General features: G+C 60.0%; 18 protein-coding genes. 9 read left to right on the forward strand and 9 right to left on the reverse strand.

Translation table 11 applies throughout. The features are described 5' to 3' along the window. Nucleotides 1–67 precede the first annotated feature (67 nt). Genes folX through AC1RMX_RS18450 form a run of 4 tightly spaced genes read right to left on the reverse strand, consistent with a single transcriptional unit; the run spans nucleotide 68 to nucleotide 2,359 of the window. On the reverse strand, nucleotides 68–439 hold the full coding sequence (folX, locus tag AC1RMX_RS18435; protein WP_096819038.1) for a dihydroneopterin triphosphate 2'-epimerase: 372 nt from the start codon (nucleotides 437–439) through the stop codon (nucleotides 68–70). Further along, complete coding sequence (folE, locus tag AC1RMX_RS18440; RefSeq protein ID WP_096819040.1) at nucleotides 440–1,000, reverse strand: GTP cyclohydrolase I FolE; 561 nt, start codon at nucleotides 998–1,000, stop codon at nucleotides 440–442. A 22-nt stretch (nucleotides 1,001–1,022) separates the two neighbouring features. Then, a complete protein-coding gene (gene folM / locus AC1RMX_RS18445) occupies nucleotides 1,023–1,733 on the reverse strand; it encodes a dihydromonapterin reductase (protein WP_102619452.1) in 711 nt (236 codons plus the stop codon). A gap of 56 nt (nucleotides 1,734–1,789) precedes the next feature. Then, nucleotides 1,790–2,359, reverse strand: coding sequence for an antibiotic biosynthesis monooxygenase (locus AC1RMX_RS18450; protein WP_102619453.1), 570 nt, complete (start codon nucleotides 2,357–2,359; stop codon nucleotides 1,790–1,792). 222 nt (nucleotides 2,360–2,581) lie between these two features. On the opposite strand from AC1RMX_RS18450, the gene AC1RMX_RS18455 reads away from it, so the two are divergent. Then, the gene (locus AC1RMX_RS18455; protein ID WP_493072748.1) at nucleotides 2,582–3,541 is read left to right on the forward strand and encodes a MerR family transcriptional regulator; all 960 of its coding nucleotides are present in this window, start codon (nucleotides 2,582–2,584) and stop codon (nucleotides 3,539–3,541) included. Between the two features lie 3 nt (nucleotides 3,542–3,544). Here the strand turns inward: AC1RMX_RS18455 and AC1RMX_RS18460 are convergent, their stop codons facing one another. After that, nucleotides 3,545–4,150, reverse strand: coding sequence for a hypothetical protein (locus AC1RMX_RS18460; protein WP_096819046.1), 606 nt, complete (start codon nucleotides 4,148–4,150; stop codon nucleotides 3,545–3,547). A 54-nt stretch (nucleotides 4,151–4,204) separates the two neighbouring features. Beyond that, nucleotides 4,205–4,681 (reverse strand): PAS domain-containing protein, encoded by a 477-nt coding sequence (locus AC1RMX_RS18465; protein ID WP_493072682.1) that lies wholly within the window; start codon nucleotides 4,679–4,681, stop codon nucleotides 4,205–4,207. 153 nt (nucleotides 4,682–4,834) lie between these two features. On the opposite strand from AC1RMX_RS18465, the gene AC1RMX_RS18470 reads away from it, so the two are divergent. After that, complete coding sequence (locus AC1RMX_RS18470; protein WP_493072683.1) at nucleotides 4,835–5,290, forward strand: flavodoxin; 456 nt, start codon at nucleotides 4,835–4,837, stop codon at nucleotides 5,288–5,290. Here the strand turns inward: AC1RMX_RS18470 and AC1RMX_RS18475 are convergent. Beyond that, nucleotides 5,280–6,167 (reverse strand): LysR family transcriptional regulator, encoded by an 888-nt coding sequence (locus AC1RMX_RS18475; protein ID WP_493072684.1) that lies wholly within the window; start codon nucleotides 6,165–6,167, stop codon nucleotides 5,280–5,282. The two genes, AC1RMX_RS18470 and AC1RMX_RS18475, sit on opposite strands and share 11 nt — an antisense overlap. A gap of 95 nt (nucleotides 6,168–6,262) precedes the next feature. Between AC1RMX_RS18475 and AC1RMX_RS18480 the strand changes: the two genes are divergently transcribed. From AC1RMX_RS18480 to AC1RMX_RS18500, 5 genes are all read left to right on the forward strand, one after another. After that, nucleotides 6,263–6,649: a CidA/LrgA family protein gene (locus tag AC1RMX_RS18480; RefSeq protein ID WP_096819054.1), complete on the forward strand. Its 387-nt coding sequence runs from the start codon at nucleotides 6,263–6,265 to the stop codon at nucleotides 6,647–6,649. Continuing rightward, a complete protein-coding gene (locus AC1RMX_RS18485; protein WP_096819057.1) occupies nucleotides 6,639–7,325 on the forward strand; it encodes an LrgB family protein in 687 nt (228 codons plus the stop codon). Before AC1RMX_RS18480 ends, AC1RMX_RS18485 begins: the two co-directional genes overlap by 11 nt. 131 nt (nucleotides 7,326–7,456) lie before the next feature. Continuing rightward, nucleotides 7,457–8,239 carry a class II aldolase/adducin family protein gene (locus tag AC1RMX_RS18490; protein WP_493072685.1) on the forward strand — a complete coding sequence of 261 codons (783 nt, stop codon included), beginning with the start codon at nucleotides 7,457–7,459 and terminating at the stop codon, nucleotides 8,237–8,239. Then, nucleotides 8,239–9,141, forward strand: coding sequence for an alpha/beta fold hydrolase (locus AC1RMX_RS18495; protein ID WP_493072686.1), 903 nt, complete (start codon nucleotides 8,239–8,241; stop codon nucleotides 9,139–9,141). Before AC1RMX_RS18490 ends, AC1RMX_RS18495 begins: the two co-directional genes overlap by 1 nt. 152 nt (nucleotides 9,142–9,293) lie before the next feature. Further along, a complete protein-coding gene (locus tag AC1RMX_RS18500; protein WP_096819060.1) occupies nucleotides 9,294–10,205 on the forward strand; it encodes an SDR family oxidoreductase in 912 nt (303 codons plus the stop codon). A gap of 44 nt (nucleotides 10,206–10,249) precedes the next feature. Here AC1RMX_RS18500 and AC1RMX_RS18505 read toward each other — a convergent pair whose 3' ends face one another. Beyond that, nucleotides 10,250–10,510 carry a hypothetical protein gene (locus AC1RMX_RS18505; protein WP_493072687.1) on the reverse strand — a complete coding sequence of 87 codons (261 nt, stop codon included), beginning with the start codon at nucleotides 10,508–10,510 and terminating at the stop codon, nucleotides 10,250–10,252. After that, nucleotides 10,507–12,744, reverse strand: a complete 2,238-nt coding sequence (locus AC1RMX_RS18510; protein WP_493072688.1) for an S-type pyocin domain-containing protein — start codon at nucleotides 12,742–12,744, stop codon at nucleotides 10,507–10,509. The genes AC1RMX_RS18505 and AC1RMX_RS18510 overlap by 4 nt, the downstream gene beginning before the upstream one ends. 702 nt (nucleotides 12,745–13,446) lie before the next feature. Here AC1RMX_RS18510 and AC1RMX_RS18515 point away from each other — a divergent pair. Continuing rightward, nucleotides 13,447–15,240: a DUF1302 domain-containing protein gene (locus AC1RMX_RS18515; RefSeq protein WP_096819067.1), complete on the forward strand. Its 1,794-nt coding sequence runs from the start codon at nucleotides 13,447–13,449 to the stop codon at nucleotides 15,238–15,240. 23 nt (nucleotides 15,241–15,263) lie between these two features. Beyond that, nucleotides 15,264–16,631, forward strand: a complete 1,368-nt coding sequence (locus tag AC1RMX_RS18520; protein ID WP_493072689.1) for a DUF1329 domain-containing protein — start codon at nucleotides 15,264–15,266, stop codon at nucleotides 16,629–16,631. Nucleotides 16,632–16,707 lie beyond the last annotated feature (76 nt).

Raw genomic sequence — 16,707 nt, forward strand, 5'->3', positions numbered from 1 at the left:
ATGGGCTCTGTGCAGTCAAATCGTGGCGCGGATGATAAAAGTCTGACGCTTGAAGCGCCAGACGCACTCAGCGGCTGGCGGCGAGGGTGATCGACACCGACTCGGCAAAACGCAACGCGTGCGGCTTGTCGACTTCGACCTCGGCGTACAGCACCGATTCGTTGACCATCACCAGATCCAGCAATTCCTGGGTCAGGCGTTCGAGCAGCGCGAAGCGGTTGCCTTCCACGTGGGCGATGATCGCCTTGGTGATGGTGCGGTAGTTCAGCGCGTGGTCGATGTCGTTGTCGCGCACCGCTTCCTGCGCGGCGTACAGGATGGTCAGGTTGATCAGCACATCCTGCTTGTTGAGGATTTCGTCCTCGTTGATCCCGATAAAGGTGCGCAGGCGCAGATCCTTGACCCGGATGCGCGCCATTCCCGGTTGAAGTTGTGGCATTTACTTGCTCCGTCCAATCAATTGCAGGAACTCCTGGCGGGTGTTGCTCGACTCGCGGAAGGCGCCGAGCATGACCGAGGTGTTCATGGTCGAATTCTGTTTCTCGACACCGCGCATCATCATGCACATGTGCCGGGCTTCGATGACCACCGCGACACCGGCGGCATCGGTGACTTGCTGGACCGCCTCGGCGATCTGCCGGGTGAGGTTTTCCTGGATCTGCAGGCGGCGGGCGAACATGTCCACCAGCCGTGCGATCTTCGACAGCCCCAGCACCTTGCCCGTCGGAATATAAGCCACATGGGCCTTGCCGATGAAGGGCAGCAGGTGATGTTCGCACAACGAGTAGAGCTCGATGTCCGCGACGATGATCATCTCGTCGGTGTCGGAAGCAAACAGCGCACCATTGACGATCTCGTCGACGCTCTGCTCATAGCCGTGACACAGATACTGCATGGCCTTGGCCGCCCGCACCGGTGTGTCGAGCAAGCCTTCACGGTCGGGATCTTCACCGAGGCCGATCAGGATCTCGCGGTAGTTTTCGGGCAGGGAACGGGTCATGGAGCATCCTCGCGGGGGCGTTTTACTTGACGTGCCGCCCGCCGTTGACGGTCAGGGTCGTGCCGGTGACATAAGGGTTGTCGAGCAGATAGCGCAGGCTCTGATAGATCACTTCGCTGCCGGGTTCGATGCCCAGCGCGGACTTGGCCAGCGCCTTGGCGCGGTATGCCGCGTCGTCGTCGGGATTGAACAATAGCAGGGCTGGCGCGATGCCGTTGACCTTGATTGACGGGGCGTAGCGCGCGGCGAAGGACAGCGTGAGACTGTCGAGCCCGGCCTTGCTGGCGCAATAGCCGATGTGTTTGCTGCTGCCCTTGCGGGTGACGTCGTCGCTGATGTGGATGATATCGGCGGGGTTCGAGCGTCGCAGCAGGTCGGCGCAATGCAGATTGATCAGGTACGGCGCCAGCATGTGGATGTTGAACATGCGAGTGAAGGCTTCGGCTTCGTCGTCCCCGTTTTCCGCCAGCCACTCGGAGGCGTTGTGGACGATGGCTCGCAGGCTGTCGGTGTGGGTTTTCAGTTCGGCGATGAACGCCAGGATGGAAGCTTCACTGGAAAAGTCCGCGAACACGCCGATCGCGCCCAGGTCCTTCAGCGTCTTCACGCCCGGACGTTCGCTACGGTAAGTGAAGATGACCCGGTGACCGTCCTCCAGCAACCGCTGCGCACAATGCAGCCCGACGCGCTGGCCGGCACCAGTGATGAGAATGGGAGCTGCAAAAGAGGTCATGAACGGCTCGCGTCGAGGTCAGAGCAAAAACTATAACAGCGACGCGAGCGATGGTTTCAGCGATTTTGCGTGGACGCCGCGCCAGGCAGTGGACGGGGCGGGGAACTGTTGAGCCAGCCGGCCAGCAGGCGTGTCGACAGTGGAATGAAGAAATAGACCATCAACGGCGTCAGGCACAGTGTGCTGATGAACACGCGGGGCAACAGGCTCATTTCACCGAGCAGCGGACCGAGCACGAAGTTGAACAGCAGGGAAACCGGGAAAAACGCCAGCCAGATGGCCACGGCCTGTTTCCAGCGCGGAGGACGCACGCCGGCTGCACCGAACCAGCCTTCGATGCCGCTGACCCGATGTTCGGTCGGGTGGGCAAACAGATCACTGCCACGGGCCAGCCACGCGGTGCGCGAGGCCGAGTGCTCCCAGGCGTGCAGGGTCTGTTCGTCGACAAAGCGGAAAATGATCTGGAACTCATCGTCGCCGGGAGGCGGAGCCAATACGCCGGAACCCAGGTAGCCGGGAAAGTCGGTGGCCAGTTGTTCGCCTTCGCGCAGCCAGGCGATCAGGTCCTGATAGCGGCCATCGGCGACGCGACGCGCGACCATCAGCGTGACGGGGGAAGTAGACATCGTGTATCTCCGTATTACGTTTGCGTCGTTCCGGGTAGGAACTTCGCCTGACGCAGCGCCGGGGTAGAGGGCTGCGCTTTTCGACAAGCAAGGATTATTCCTGATTATTGTGACGAAACCAGAGAATTTCGTCCCGTTTCATAGCTTGAACCGACAAGGGGCATCCGGAGTAGAATGGGATTCAACTACGCTAACAACGCCAACAAGGACGTGCCCGCACACATGCCTGTCATTACAGACGTTCGCCCTGCTTCGCAGGCATCTGTTGCGCTTGAGCGCGAGGAGCTTTTCCCCATACGTGAAGTGGCGCGTCTGACCGGAGTGAACCCGGTCACGCTGCGCGCATGGGAGCGACGTTATGGTTTGATCCAGCCGACACGCACCGAAAGTGGGCACCGGCTGTATTCGATGACCGATATCGAGCGCATTCGCAGCATCGTCGACTGGATTGATCGTGGTGTCTCGGTGAGCAAGGTCGGCAGGATCCTCGCCAAGACCGAGCCGATGAAGGCGCTGGCGCACATCATTCCCAATGACATGGTGCAGGCCGACTATCTGCAATGGCAGGATCAGGTCCAGCGCGCGGTCAGTTCATTCGATGACCAGGAACTGGATCGGGTCTACGGGCAGATTTTCTCTTCCTACACGCTGCCTGTGGTGTTCCAGGACATCCTCATGCCGCTGTGGCTGCGCTTGTTGCAGCGTCAGGATTCATTCGGGCAAACCAGCGAGTGGCTGTTCCTTGATGGTTTCCTGAGGGCGCGGGTGCTGCAGCGCATTGTCGTGTTGCGTGGCTCGCATCCTCGCAAGGTGATTGTCAGCGCCCTGGCGGGGCAGTGCCGCGAACTCGAATTGCTGGTGGCGGCGCTGTTTCTCAGTGGCAATGACACGGGCGTTCGTGTGTTGACCACCGGCCAGCCGTTCGATGAGCTGACGCTGGTTTGCGAAAAAATCAAACCGCAGGCGCTGGTGCTGTTTTCCAATCACGCCCCGACTACCGAATTGCCCCGGCGTCTGAACCGCCTGGCCCTGAGCCTGGATTGTCAGTTGATGCTGGCGGGCGATGCGTCGGATCTGGCACAGGACAGCCTGGCCGGTTCATCGGTGGGCTGTCTGGGCAATGAAGGTTCGACCATGCGCCAGCGCCTGAACCAGTTTCTCGCGGGGACGCTGGATACCTGAGACTCAGGTGTGCAGGGCAGGGTGAGTCAGGCGATGTTGCTGAAGGATGAACTGGCGCAGGCGCTCGGTCTCGTCGGCGTCGCTCTGGCTCAAGTCGTAGGCGTAGAAACCACTTTCGGTTTCCCGTTCGAAGGTGCCGCGCAGGGAAATCCGCTCATAGCCTGAAGGGCTGAACCACAGGGCGAAATGCTTCGGTGGCTTGGTCTTGTTGCGCACTTCCAGCAACACGCCTTTGTGCGAAACCTCGTGAACCCACAGCATGCCCGGTTGACCCTTGGCATTCTCCAGCGCTACCGGTTCTTCAAGGGTCAGACGCCATGGGCGAACCATCGGCCCGTCTTCATAAATGCTTGGCACACCCAGGCGCAAATGCAGGGCGTGGAATTCGTCTTCCACCAGATGCAGCGGAAAGGTCATCTGCTGGTTTTCGAAGTTGGCCTGGATGGTGACTTGCTCATGGGCCGCCAGGCGCGTGAGCAGATCACGGATTTGCGAACCACCATTGACCAACAGGCTCGACGTCGCATCCCGCACATTGAGCTGCGGGTTGTGTTGCATGGTCTGGATAAAATCCAGCTCGTCCTGGGTCAGGAGGGCGTCGCGTTGCATGGTTAGCTCGAAATAAATAATTACAAAGTCATTGGTGATTGTAGTTAATGACACTTAGTTCGCTGTTTTGTTTGCGCCGTTCGTCGCTTTGATGGCCGCCAGCTCTGCCTCGAGTGCCGCGACCTGGGCTTCCAGCTGTGCCACTCGCTGCTGCGCCTTGACCTGAACGGTCACGTCCTTTTGCACGCCGACGAAGTAAGTCTGTCCATCGTCAGCGTTTTTTACCGTCGACAGCGACAGCTCGTTCCAGAACGGTGTGCCGTCCTTGCGGTAGTTACGCAGAATCTCGCGGCACGAGCCGTTATTGCGCAGGGTCTCTCGAATGAGGGGCAGGTTGCCCTGATCCCGGTCTCCGGCCTGCAGAAAACGGCAATCCTGATACAGGATCTCTTCACTGGTGTAACCCGTCAGGCGTTCGAAAGCCGGGTTCACGTAAATCAGGATGTTGTCCTCTTTACCTTCCCGTTCGGCCACCACGATTCCATCGTTCGACGCGTTGATCACCATCTGCAGCAGGCTGGCATTGATCATCTTTGAATCCTTTCAAGGGTGTCGGTGGCAGGCATTCTAGAAGATCAATCGGCGCTGTCTACTGGCCATCAGCGCTTATCGAGAGCCAATCGCAACATTGCGCCGCCGGCTGTTACTATCGCCGCTCTTTTTTTCAGTTTCAGGATCAGATTGATGAAAGTCGCCATCCTCTCCGGCTCGGTGTACGGCACGGCCGAAGAAGTCGCCCGCCACGCCCAGAGCCTGTTGAAAGCCGCCGGTTTTGAAACCTTCTACAACTCGCGTGCCAGCCTCGCCGACCTCCAGGCCTATGGCCCTGAAGCCTTGCTGGCCGTGACCTCGACCACGGGCATGGGCGAGTTGCCGGACAACCTGCAACCCTTGTACTCGACCCTCCGCGATCAGCTGCCGGCAGCCTGGCGTGGCTTGCCTGGCGCGGTGATCGCATTGGGCGACGCCAGTTACGGCGACACTTTCTGCGGCGGCGGCGAGCAGATGCGTGAGCTGTTCGGCGAACTCGGCGTGCGTGAAGTGCAGGACATGCTGCGCATCGACGCCAGCGAAAGCGTCACCCCGGAAACCGACGCCGAGCCTTGGCTGGAACAGTTGATCGCCACGCTCAAGGGCTGATCCCGTGTTCGCGCAACAGCGCGAGCCAGGCTTGTGCAGCCTTCGACAGATACGCGCCCCGGCGCCAGATGAAGGCGATGTCCCAGCGCAGGTAATCCGGCGCGTTCAAGGTCAGGCGAACCACGCCTGGCCGCACCAGACCGCGTGCCACCACGCTCGGCAGCAGCACCACGCCTTGCCCGGCGGCCACCAGCGCCGCGAGAAAATCCGCCTGGCCGCTACGGCCACCTTCTTTCGGGGTGAAGCCCATCTGCTGGCACGCCTGAAGCAAACGGTCATTGAGCACGAAACTGCGTTGATACAAAAGGAACGGCGTCTCGGCCAGTTCCTCCAGACCGATTTCACCTTTCGTCGCCAGCGGGTGATCCACCGGCAGCAGCGCATCGAGCGGTTCATCGCAGAAGGGCTGGAAGTCGAACTGTGGGTCTTTCGGCCGCAGACTGCCGCCCAGTTCCAGTTCACCGCTCAATACCGCCTGTTCGATATTGCGGCTGCCACCTTCGAGCAACTGCACGCTGATGTTCGGGTAACGCCGCCGGTACTCGGCGAACAGCCCGGCAAACAGGGCATCGCTGCCCAGCAAGGGCAAACCGAGACGCAGCTCGCCGCGCGCCAGTTGGCTGAGGTCATCCAGTTCACTGAGCAATTCATTGCGCAGGCGCAGCATGCCTTCGGCCCGTTGCAGCACCACGCTGCCGGCGGCGGTCAGGCGTAGCTGCGAGCCCAGTCGTTCGAGCAGCGGCGTGCCGAGGCTCTGTTCGAGCTGAGCGATCTGCTTGCTCACGGCGGACTGACTGATGTGCAGGTTTTTTGCCGCCTGAGTGAAACCGCCCTGATGCATGACTTCGACGAAGCTTTTGAGCTGTTTGAATTCCATGGCCTGATTCCAGATTGGAATGGCTTTGAGTCTAACAATTCGCTTCGGGGATGGCAGTCCGGTTCGTAAAATAGGCCCCTGAAAGGAGCCCACCCATGAACGCCTCGACATTCAAATATCTCTCTCGCCTGCTGGCCGAACTGGCCGTGCTGCTCGGTCTCTATCTGCTCGGCTGCCAGTTGGCTGCGTGGCTGGCATGGCCGATCCCCGGCGGCGTGATCGGCATGGCGTTGCTGCTGTTGGCTTTTGCGTTCGGCTGGGTCAAGCCGGCGGCGCTGCAAATGGGCGCGGGACTGCTGATGGCCGAGATGCTGCTGTTCTTCATTCCGGCCTTGATGAGCCTGCTGGATTACGGCGCATTGCTGCGAGATGACGGCTGGCGAATTCTGTTGGTAATCGCCGCCAGCACGCTGATGGTAATGCTGGTGACCGCGTTCACCGTGGAGCTGGCCGTGCGCCTGAGGCGGTCCCATGAAGCTTGAACTGATGCCGATGTTCTGGCTGGCATTCACGCTGCTGGCCTACCTGTTCAGTCGCTGGCTGTATCGTCGGACCGGTCGCTACGTGCTGTCGCCACTGATTCTGGTCCCCGCATTATTGCTGGCTCTTGCCGTTCCGCTGCATACCGCCTACGCCGAATATTCCAGCAACACCCATTGGCTGATGCTGGTGCTCGGTCCGGTCACCGTCGCGTTTGCCGTACCGATCTGGCAACAGCGGCGTCTGCTGGTGCGTCACTGGTCGGCGTTGCTGCTGGGCATGCTCGCTGGCAGTGCGGCGTCGATCGCGACTTCGTTTGGCCTGGCCAGGGCCTTGGCGCTGGACAGTTCGGTGACGCTGTCATTGGTGCCGCGCTCGATCACCACGCCGTTTGCCATGCCGCTGGCGCAGGATCTGGGCGGTGTGCCCGAACTGACGGCGGTGTTCGTGATGTTCACCGGGGTGTTCGGCGCCATGCTGGGCGGGGTGTTGCTCAAGTGGCTGCCGCTGCGCAGTGCCCTGGCGCGCGGCGCCCTGTTTGGCGTTGGCGCTCATGGTGCGGGCGTCAGTCGCGCCCATGAAGTGGGGGGCGAAGAAGGTTCGGTGGCGGGGCTGGTCATGGTGCTCACCGGGCTGCTCAATCTGTTCGCCGCGCCTTTGTTGGCGTCGTTGCTTTGACATGGATCCAAGCGGCTGGCGTGGCTGACTCGTTCAGTCATCAAGCTGGCTGCCAATGCAACTACGCGATCCCCCGGGGCTGACTAGACTGCTGACACCTGCCGAAAAAAACAAAAACAGAGGTGCATACAGTGAGCGTAGCCCCCGTCCCTTCTTCCTTGAATGTCAAAGACCAGGTCAGTGCTGCGGAGTGGCAGACCCGGGTCGATCTCGCCGCCTGTTATCGACTGGTCGCCCTGCATGGCTGGGACGATCTGATCTTCACCCACATCTCGGCCAAGGTGCCGGGCACCGAAGACTTCCTGATCAACCCGTTCGGCCTGATGTTCCATGAGATCACTGCGTCCAGTCTGGTGAAGGTCGACCAGGCCGGCAACAAACTCATGGACAGCCCTTACGAGATCAACCCCGCCGGTTACACCATTCACAGTGCCGTCCACGAAGTGCGGCATGACGTGACCTGCGTGCTGCATACCCACACCGCTTCCGGCGTTGCGGTGTCAGCGCAGAAACAGGGCGTGTTGCCGATCAGTCAGCAATCGTTGTTCGTGCTGTCGAGCCTGGCCTTTCACGCTTATGAAGGCGTGGCGCTCAATCACGAAGAGAAGGCCCGGTTGCAGGCCGACCTCGGCGAAAACAATTTCTTGATGCTGCACAACCACGGCTTGCTGACCTGCGGCGGCACCATCGCCGACACGTTCCTGATGATGTTCACCTTTCAGCGTGCCTGTGACATCCAGGTCATGGCGCAAACCGGCGGTGCCGAACTGATCGCCATCGAACCGCAGATTCTGGCAGGTGCCAAGGCGATGATCGCTGGCGTCACCAAAAGTGCTCAAGGGATGGGCGGCGCACTGGCCTGGCCGGCACTGCTGCGCAAACTCGATAAACAAGACCCGGGGTATAAACTGTAATGCCTCTCGCCGAGATTCCTCTGAGTGCCTGGCGCAAACGCAGCCAGACGTTTGTCTTTCGTGGCCAGCCGATCCGCTACTGGACGGCCGGGCAGGGCGAACCGCTGCTGCTGATCCATGGTTTTCCGACGGCCAGTTGGGATTGGCATTACCTGTGGCAGCCGCTGTCCCAGCGCTACCGGGTGATTGCCTGCGACATGCTCGGCTTCGGCGACTCTGCCAAACCGCTGAATCACACCTACAGCCTGCTGGAGCAGGCCGATCTGCAACAGGCCTTGCTGGCGCATCTGCAGGTCGAGCAACCAGTGCACATTCTGGCTCACGACTATGGCGACAGCGTTGCCCAGGAACTGTTGGCCCGGCATTACGATGACCTGATCGAGGTCGCCAGTTGCGTGTTCCTCAACGGTGGTCTGTTTCCGGAAACCCATCGGCCGCTGCTGACGCAAAAACTGTTGCTCAGCCCGTTGGGCTGGATGATCGGTCGCGCGTTTACCCGCGATGCGCTGGTAAAGAGTTTCCATCAGATCTTCGGCCCGGACACCCGGCCCAGTGAAAGTGAAATGGATGATTTCTGGAGCCTGATCGAGTGCAATCGCGGCCCGCGAATCATGCACAAACTGATCACCTATATTCCGGAGCGTCGGGTGCAGCGTGATCGTTGGGTCGCGGCGATGCAGCGCGGCGAGGTGCCGCTGCGGGTGATCGATGGCGCAGTCGATCCGATTTCCGGTGCGCACATGGTCGAGCGTTATCGCGAGCTGATACCCGACGCGGACACCGTGCTGTTGCCGGGCATCGGTCATTACCCGCAAAGCGAAGCGCCGGTGCAGGTGCTCAAGCACTACCTCGAATTTCGCGATCACTTCGTGTTGCCGCCGCGCAAGGTGGCGTGTTCCTGATCGCAGGGCGGAGGCGCTTTGCGCCTCTGCACGGTTTCATCATCCCCCAGCCTTATCGCGCACCATTCAGCCTCAGCCGTGTTCGTTGTGACCGCAGGCTCTGTGCCTGACACTCAGGGACACTGTCCCTCAGGCCTGCTGGAGTTGCCTCGATGAATGAGTCTGTGCGTTTCGAAGATAAAGTCGTGATCGTCACCGGAGCCGGCGGTGGCCTGGGACGCGCACATGCTTTGCTGTTCGCCAAACAGGGCGCCAAAGTGCTGGTCAACGACCTCGGCGGCTCGACCCAGGGCGAAGGCGCCAACGCCTCGGCCGCCGACCGCGTGGTGGCGGAAATCCGCGAGGCCGGCGGCATCGCCGAAGCCAACCATGATTCCGTCACCGACGGCGACAAACTGGTGCAGAACGCCCTCGATGTGTTCGGTCGCGTCGACGTGGTGGTCAACAACGCCGGGATCCTGCGCGACAAGACTTTCCACAAGATGGAAGACGCCGACTGGGATCTGGTCTACCGCGTCCACGTCGAAGGCGCCTACAAGGTGACCCGCGCCGCATGGCCACACCTGCGCGAGCAAAACTATGGCCGGGTGATCTTCACCGCATCGACCTCGGGCATCTACGGCAACTTCGGCCAGTCCAACTATGGCATGGCCAAACTCGGTCTTTACGGTCTGACCCGCACCCTGGCCATCGAAGGTCGCAAGAACAACATCCTGGTCAACGCCATCGCCCCCACCGGCGGCACGCGCATGACCGAAGGCCTGATCCCGCCGCAAGTGTTCGAACAACTCAAACCGGAACTGGTCAGCCCGCTGGTGGTGTACCTGGCCAGCGAGCAATGCCAGGAAACCTCGGGCCTGTTCGAAGTCGGCGGCGGCTGGATGGGCAAGGTGCGCTGGGAGCGCAGCCTGGGCGCCGGTTTCGATCCGCGCGTGGGGTTCTCACCGGAAGAGGTGGCGGCGCACTGGCAGCAGATCTGTGATTTCGAAGGGGCGGCGCATCCGAAGGACAACATTGAGGCGCTGAAGGAAATGATGGGGAATTTGCAGAAGTATTCGTTGTAGCTTGAAGTGGCCACCAGGCGGGAGCCTGGTGGCCTATTGGCCGGTCAGGAGTATCTGTTTTCGATCATGAATTTCGGAGGTGACCAGTTCGGGCCTTTGATTGCCAGACCATGCTCTCCAACGGCCAATACACCGGCGGCGAAGAGTCGGGAATAAGCGCTTTCGAGCGCACCATACCCTTTGAGGATGTCACGGTTGTAGAGCCTGATCATCCTGTCCAGATGTGGATTTGGTTTGATCAGCGCGAATACCGCAACGATGTCATCCAGAGACTCGTTTTTTACGATCTGTTCGACGGTGCTCATTTCCACATCTCCTTCAACAACTGCTGGTATGCGCGTTCTGCTTGTTCTGCGTCTGCTGCCAGCGCTTCAGGTGTATAGAGCAGAGAAGCGTCATCCTTCAATTTGAAGTCTTCCAATGTTGCTGTGTGCACATTGTTCCAAACAGGTGAATCTGGATCAGGCCGCTCGGTATCGCCATACCCCAAGGCTCTGAATCTTTCTAGCTCCCTTAACTCGTGAGTGTAGAAGCGCTTGTCTGTGTCCGTTATTTCAAGCTCTCCGCTGATGATTTTTTCCAGGCGGTCAATCATTACCTTATTGGCGGCCGATTCAGGAAATCTGGATATGTGCAGTTTTACGATAGTTGCTCCTTCTGATGTTGCAGTTACAGGTGTCCATGCCAAATCAAGAATTGAGCCGCCGGTTTCTTTGGGGTTGAATGCGCGGCCGCTGTGCTCGCCATCTTCGACGCCTCCGTCATAAGGACTGCTGAAAACCACATACAGCGGCGGTATCCCCGACTCAATCGGAAAAACCGTGATAAACCCACCCAACTCATACCGATCCAGTTCAGGAAACGGATCAATCCGTCCCTCTCCGGGAATCACTTCAGCTCCGTCGTAAACCGGCAGATCCGTATCGGCCTGCGGTAAATCCGTCGAAGGATTCAGTGGATTGACCAATGGCGTCCAGGTCAGCGTGGGGCCGTTGGCGTCGCTGGCAGTGGAAACGTAGGTGTTGGTGCGAGCGTCGAAACGGGCGACCCTGACGGGCACATTGGCAGGGACAGTCAGACCATCCGTGGTGACAACAACGAACTCGATTTTGTCGCCCATCGTCGACGAACCGAGCCTGACCGGCAGATCGACTTCCCCTCCAATGGCGGCCAACTGATACAGCTCATCGCTGCTCAAGTCGGGTGCGAGGTCTGACAGTGGAATGCTGGCAGAGTAAAGATCGCCATTGCCCAGTTTCGAGGGGGCGAGCAAAGCGGCGAATCCGACGATCACTGGTGCAGCCGCTGTGGAGATGGCCGCCAGCGCCAGGGACACCGCCGTTCGCAGCGACGTTCTGAGTGCCAGCGTGGTTGCCGGGTTGTTGCCAAAAACACCGAGCGGCCCGGTAAAGGTCGGGCCGAATGCGGCCATCGATCCGGCATTGGCAAAGACGGGAGATTGTCCGCTCAGGGCGTTTTCTGCTTGCCGTCGGGCTTGTTCCCTGGCGTTCTTGCGCGCTTTTTTACGGCGTCTTTTCTGTGCCTTTCGCAGCGCTTTCTGCTGTTTTTCCTGCCGTGTTTTTTCAGCCAGCAGCCGGCGCTCTTCATTGCGGCGCTGAGCATCGGCTTGCGCTTGCAGACGTGCCTGTTCGGCAGCAATCTGTTGCGCGGCAGCGTCGGCGGCGATTTGCGCCTGCTCAGCTGCGAGCCGTTGTGCTTCAGCCAGCGCTGCAAGGCGCGCCTCTTCACGAGCCTGGATTTCCTCTTGTTCCTTTTGCTGCCGTGCCGCCTCTGCGAGTGCTTGCTGACGGTGTTGTTCGGCGGCAAAGCGCTCTCGCTCGGCCACTACGCGTGCAGCTTGTGCCAGCGCTTCAAGTCGAGCTTGTTCATTGATCCGCGCCAGTTCGGCAGCAGCTCTCTGCGCTTGTTGCTCTGCAGCGATTCGTGCTTGATCGTTGGCCTGAACGGTCGCCAGCCAGTTGAGCACATTGACTTGCTGCTGGTTGAGCAACTGCAACGATTGCGACAACAGCCTCGCTTCGTGAGCGGCCCGGTATGAGAACGACCAGGTCTGAAAGGCAATGCCATCAGGCTTGAGAGGGCGCTCCATCGTTCGCGCCCGTGCGGTGAAATCGTTCAACGGCCGGTTCAGGGGATCGCTGCCATAAAACGTGTTGCCCAAGGCGGTCTGGCGATGAAACTCGGCAGTCTTGCGCGCCATCAGCGTATTGCGAACACCGAGCTCGCGAATGATTGCCTCGGCGGGCGGCAGAGGGTGAGTTGAAACTTCAAGTCTGGCGGCGGCAAGTTCATGTTCGAGGGTTTGTGCAAGTTGGCTGGCTCTGGCCTGAAACTCCTGATCCAGAACTTGAGCGGTGCCTTTCACGATATGTACGTTGCCCGCAAAGGCAGGCGGCCTTTGAAAGGCGCCGCTGCTGCTGACATCGAATGTCGTTGCCGGTAACGGGTTGTAGCCGGGAGGCGCTGGTGCTGTCGTGTGGACAGGTTCGGTCAGCTCCCATGCTGGAGGCCTTTGCATATTCATATCCTTTTGAATGTGCGCTGTTTAAAAGTGATGAGTTGTTCTGCCATTAGAAGTTACAGGTGAAACGTTGGGCGCGGGTCCGAGAGTCCTGTAGGCAGTTACAGAAGAGTGCGGCAGAAAATTCGGTGATAAATAACGAATAGAAGTTGTTCGTTATTTCAATAAGGAAGTTTCCGAAAAGGATTCAGGAAGCATCTGACAGTGGCGGGGGGGAGTGACAGATTGCTGACACGACGCGATAAACCAGCGCCCATAAAAAAGGCCGCTGCAAACGCAGCGGCCAAGGTAAGACGTTGGATCAAGGAGCTACAAATCAACGTCAGTGAACACCAGGGCGATGGAGCGAAAAACGCTTCGGTCCATCAGAAATCGGTTGCCGACGACTCGGTCGCGGACTTTGTGCTTCGTGGCGGTCTGCCTTGAAAGCCCGCTCAGAATAAGGGCTTGAAGCCAAAGGAAAAATAGCGATTCCGGACATGCACTGTTACGGGGCATGTAACAGTGCTGCGTCTTGAGGTGGGCATCATCCGTTGAATTGATCATGGGTTATCCAGCTTGCCCATGCCTCGCGGCAAGCCCCGTTCCAGGCGGGGATTCATCCTTTCGGGCGACAGCGCGAATACCTCCTTGGTGCGCTTATCGTCCCCGTGTGGCGGCAGTAGGGTGGGGCCTTCTGTCACTCACCGGGGAAGACGCATGACAAAAACAACAATGCGCGCCATCTTCAAACCGCAGGCGCTGGCGGCTGCGGTCGCCTTGGGTTGCTGTGCCCAGGCCCATGCGATCGATTTCAACATCGGCGAAATCGAAGGCACGTTCGACTCATCGCTGTCGGTCGGCGCGAGCTGGGGCATGCGCGATGCGGACAAGTCACTGGTCGGCACGGTCAATGGCGGTACGGGCCAGTCTTCGACCGGTGATGACGGGCGCTTGAACTTCAAGAAGGGCGAGACCTTTTCCAAGATCTTCAAGGGCATCCACGACCTTGAATTGAAGTACGGCGACACCGGTGTGTTCGTACGTGGCAAGTACTGGTACGACTTCGAACTCAAGGACGAAGACCGCGAGTTCAAGCCCATCAGCGACAAGGGCCGCAAGGAAGGCGCCAAGTCTTCCGGCGGGCAGATTCTTGATGCGTTCGTCTATCACAACTATTCAATCGCCGATCTGCCGGGCACCGTGCGTGCCGGCAAGCAGGTGGTGAGCTGGGGCGAAAGTACCTTCATCGGCAACTCGATCAACAGCATCAACCCGATCGACGTCTCGGCCTTCCGCCGGCCCGGCGCGGAGATCAAGGAAGGCCTGATTCCGGTGAACATGCTGTTCGGCTCGCAAAGCCTGACGGACAAACTTTCGGTCGAGGGCTTCTATCAGCTGGAGTGGGACCAGACCGTTCTCGACAACTGCGGCACCTTCTTCGGTGTCGACGTCGCGGCGGATGGTTGCAACCATGGTTACACCGTCGCCAATCCGGCGATCGCCCCGCTGGCACCGGTGGCCGCCGCTTTCGGACAACCCATCGAAGTCACGCGCGAAGGCGTCGTCGTGCCCCGTGGCGGTGATCGCGATGCACGGGATTCCGGGCAGTGGGGTACGGCGCTGCGCTGGCTCGGTGACGATACCGAATATGGCCTCTATTTCCTCAACTACCACAGCCGTACGCCCACGGTGGGCACCACCACGGCGGGCCTGTCGACTCTGGCGGCGCTGCCGGGGATGGTCAGCACCGCCAATCGCCTGGCCCCCGGCAGCGGTTCCGGGCTGGCGCAAAGCGTGATGCTCGGACGCGGTCAGTATTACCTCGAATACCCGGAAGACATCCGTCTGTATGGCGCGAGTTTCGCCACCACATTGCCCACCGGTACTGCGTGGACCGGCGAACTCAGCTACCGCCCCAACGCCCCGGTGCAGGTCAACACCAACGACCTGACCCTGGCCTTGCTCAACCCGATTGCCGGCGGCGCGGCGTCGCCGCTGACTACGTCGCCGGGGGCCGACAACAAAGGCTACCGGCGCAAGGAAGTGACGCAACTGCAGAGCACGCTCACGCACTTCTTCGATCAGGTGTTGGGTGCCGAACGCCTGACCGTGGTCGGTGAGGCGGCGGTGGTCCGGGTCGGTGGTCTGGAGTCGCGCAGCAAGCTGCGTTACGGCCGTGATTCGGTGTACGGCCAGTACGGTTTCGGCGGCGACACTGGTGGTTTCGTCACTTCGACCTCATGGGGCTATCGCGCCCGGGCCATCCTCGACTACGCCAACGTGATCGGCGGGATCAACCTCAAGCCCAACCTGTCCTGGTCCCACGACGTCTCCGGTTACGGCCCCAACGGGTTGTTCAACGAAGGCGCCAAGGCAATCAGCGTCGGGGTCGATGCCGACTACCGCAACACCTACACCGCGAGCCTCAGTTACACCGACTTTTTCGGCGGCGATTACAACGTCCTCACCGACCGTGACTTCGTGGCCCTGAGCTTCGGCGTGAACTTCTGATCTGCCCGAGAAGGATGAAATCAATGCGCAAGATGATTCTGCAATGCGGTGTCCTGGCCTTGAGTCTGCTGGCCGCCAACGTGATCGCGGCGGTGTCGCCGCAAGAGGCCGAGAAACTCGGCACCAGCCTGACGCCGCTGGGCGCCGAAAAGGCGGGTAACGCCGATGGCTCGATTCCGGCCTGGACCGGCGGCATCCCGAAAAACGCAGGGGCGGTGGACAGCAAAGGTTTTCTCGCCGACCCGTTCGCCAGCGAAAAACCCCTGTTCACTATCACCGCGGCCAACGTCGACCAGTACAAGGCCAAACTCTCCGAAGGCCAGGTGGCGATGTTCAAGCGCTATCCCGAAACCTACAAAATTCCGGTCTACCCGACCCACCGTACCGTCGCCGTGCCGCCGGAAATCTATGAGTCGGCCAAACGCAGTGCGCTGAACGTGACCTCGATAAACGACGGCAACGGTCTGGCCAATTTCACTGGCAATCGCTACTACGCCTTTCCGATTCCGAAGAACGGTGTCGAGGTGCTGTGGAACCACATCACCCGTTACCACGGTGGCAACCTGCGCCGGATCATCACCCAGGTGACCCCGCAGACCAACGGCAGCTACACACCGATCCGCTTCGAGGAAGAGATCGCCGTGCCGCAGTTGATGAAGGAGCTGGATCCGGAGCAGGCCGCCAACGTGCTGACCTTCTTCAAGCAGTCCGTGACTGCCCCGGCACGTCTGGCCGGCAACGTATTGCTGGTGCACGAAACCCTCGACCAGGTGAAAGAACCGCGTCTGGCGTGGATCTACAACGCCGGTCAGCGCCGGGTTCGCCGTGCGCCGCAAGTCGCCTACGACGGCCCGGGTACCGCCGCCGATGGCCTGCGTACGTCGGACAACTTCGACATGTTCTCCGGCGCGCCGGATCGTTACGACTGGAAACTGGTTGGCAAGAAGGAAATGTACATTCCGTACAACAGCTACAAACTCGATTCGCCGAAGCTCAAGTACGACGACATCGTCAAGGCCGGGCACATCAATCAGGACCTGACCCGTTACGAACTGCACCGGGTCTGGGAAGTGATCGGCACGGTCAAGCCGAGTGAGCGGCATATCTACGCCAAGCGTCACATGTACATCGACGAGGACAGCTGGCAAGTGGCGCTGGCCGATCACTACGACGGTCGCGGACAGTTGTGGCGGGTGGCCGAAGGGCATGCCCAGTATTACTACGATCACCAGGCCCAGGCCTACACACTGGAAGCGCTCTACGACATCATCGCCGGTCGCTACATTGCCCTGGGCATGAAGAACGAGGAGAAGCACAGCTTCGAATTCGGCTTCGAAGCCAAGGCGGCCGACTTCACACCTTCGGCCCTGCGCGCCGAGGGCGTCCGGTAAGGGGAGCGATACACTCGCGAGACAAAAGGCGACCGGTTGGTCGCCTTTTTTATGGGCAGCAATCAGCGTACTGAAT

It is taken from the genome of Pseudomonas sp. GW822-FHT03F04, from assembly GCF_058801405.1.